Source organism: Pseudomonas sp. K5002 (genome assembly GCF_013386655.1).
Classification (GTDB): Bacteria; Pseudomonadota; Gammaproteobacteria; order Pseudomonadales; family Pseudomonadaceae; genus Aquipseudomonas.
In genome coordinates, this window is sequence record NZ_JACARK010001251.1 from 1 (window position 1) to 1,974 (window position 1,974).

Sequence of the window (1,974 nt, forward strand, 5' to 3'; positions counted from 1 at the left end):
GCGCCTGCGCCAGGCCATCGCCCATTCGCTGGACTCCGCACAAATCGTCGCCGCCCTGACCGGTGGCCGTTCCCAGGCCAACAATTCGATGGTCGCCAGTGGCAGCCACTACCACCAGGCAATCGAGAACCAGGGCTTCGATTTCGACCCGGCCAAGACCGCCCAACTGCTGCGGGAAGCCGGCTATAAAGGCCAACCAATCAAACTGATCGTCAACAAGCGCTACGCCGCGATCTTCGACATGGGCGTGTTCGTGCAAGCCATGGCCAAGGCCAGCGGCATCAACCTGGAACTGGAAACCCTGGAGTGGGGCACTCAGCTGGAGCGCTACCAGACCGGCAACTACCAGATGATGGCGTTCCCGTATTCCGAACGCCTTGACCCGGCCCTGAGTTTCGACTCGATGACCGGCGACAAGGACAAGGAAGCGCGCAAGGTCTGGGACAACCCCCAGGCCCAGGAATGGCTGCGTGAAGCCCAGCGCGAAGGCGATATCAGCAAGCGCCAGGCGCTGTTCGACCAACTGCATCAGCAGATGCTCAAGGACGTGCCGATGATCCCGATGTACAACGGCAATGCCATCGCCGCCAGCCGTGATTACGTCAAAGGCCTGCGCACCTGGCCGGTGTCCAAGCCGCGCCTGTGGACCGTCAGCGTCCCTGCGACCGGGAGTAACTGAGGATGTTGCGTTTCATCTTTCAACGGCTGGCGATGTCGATCCCGACCTTGCTGCTGATCTCGCTGATGGTGTTCGCGATCATCCGCCTGGTGCCCGGTGATCCGGCGCTGCTGATGCTCGGCGACATGGCCGATGCCCACAGCCTGGAGGTCGCCCGTGCGTCCCTGGGCCTGGACCAGCCGCTGCCGCTGCAGTTTGTGATCTGGCTCAAGGCGGTGCTCAGCGGCGACCTCGGGCATTCCATCACCACCAATGAAGCGGTGTTGCCGCTGATCCTTGACCGCTTCCAGGTGAGTGCCGGGATCGTGCTGGTCTCGGTGTTGCTCGCGGCGTTGATTGCGGTACCGGCAGGCTTGCTCTCGGCGTGGAAACAGAACAGTTCCCTGGACTTTGGCGTGGTCTCCACCGCGACCCTGTTGCTGTCGATCCCGAGTTTCTGGCTGGGCCTGCTGTTGCTCTACGCGTTCGGCATCAAGCTCGGCTGGCTGCCGGTGGTGGGTTACGTGTCGTTCGGCCAATCGCCGTGGCAGGCCTTGAGTTTTATCGTGCTGCCGATTGTCACGCTGACGTTGGTGGAACTCGGCGCGATCACCCGCATGGCCCGGGCCAGTGCAATTGAAGTGCTGCGCCTGGAATACATCACCCATGCCCGTGCCAAGGGTTTGTCGGAGCGGGCGGTGTTGTGGCGCCATGCGCTGCGCAACTCGTTTGCACCGACCCTGACCCTGATCGGCCTGATCCTCGGCAACCTGCTCAGCGGCATCGCGGTGCTCGAAACCGTGTTCACCCTGCCAGGTATCGGCCGGCTGATGGTCGACGCCATCTACGCCCGGGACTACCCCGTGCTGCAAGGCTGCCTGCTGCTGGTGACCTTTGTTTATGTGCTGGTCAACCTGTTGGTGGACCTGCTGTACCCGCTCTTCGACCCCAGGGTTAAGTTATGAATAAGCCTCTACCTGCCGCACCCGAGGTGCTGTTGCCGGCACCGGCGCGTGCCCCCAGGGCCTGGCGTATGCCGCCGCTGAACGCGCTGATCGGCGCGCTGCTGCTGGCCTTGTTGTTGATCATGGCCTTGCTGGGCCTGGTCTGGACGCCCCATGACCCGTTGGCCTTGAACCTGCTGGCGCGCTTGCAGGCGCCCACCGCCGCGCACTGGCTGGGCACTGACGAGTACGGTCGCGACGTGCTGAGCCGGCTGATGATCGGCGCGCACACCAGCCTGTGGGTGAGTGTGTTGACGGTGACGCTGGCGATCACCGCCGGCACGGTACTGGGCCTGCTGGCCGGGTTCCTGC

2 protein-coding genes and 1 pseudogene are annotated in these 1,974 nt (G+C 63.6%); all 3 read left to right on the forward strand.

The genetic code is table 11. The annotated features are described in order from the left end of the window. A partial coding sequence (locus tag HX846_RS35400) for an ABC transporter substrate-binding protein (RefSeq protein ID WP_256740342.1) occupies positions 1 to 679 on the forward strand: 679 nt, incomplete at its 5' end. Between the two features lie 2 nt (positions 680 to 681). After that, the gene (locus HX846_RS35405; protein ID WP_003208135.1) at positions 682 to 1,623 is read left to right on the forward strand and encodes an ABC transporter permease; all 942 of its coding nucleotides are present in this window, start codon (positions 682 to 684) and stop codon (positions 1,621 to 1,623) included. Further along, a pseudogene (locus HX846_RS35410) lies at positions 1,620 to 1,974 on the forward strand (ABC transporter permease); the annotation flags it as partial. The gene HX846_RS35405 and the pseudogene HX846_RS35410, both read left to right, overlap by 4 nt.

Excerpts from the sequence above, each read along its gene's own strand:
- HX846_RS35405 (WP_003208135.1), top strand. The coding sequence starts at position 682 with ATGTTGCGTTTCATCTTTCAACGGCTGGCGATGTCGATCCCGACCTTG.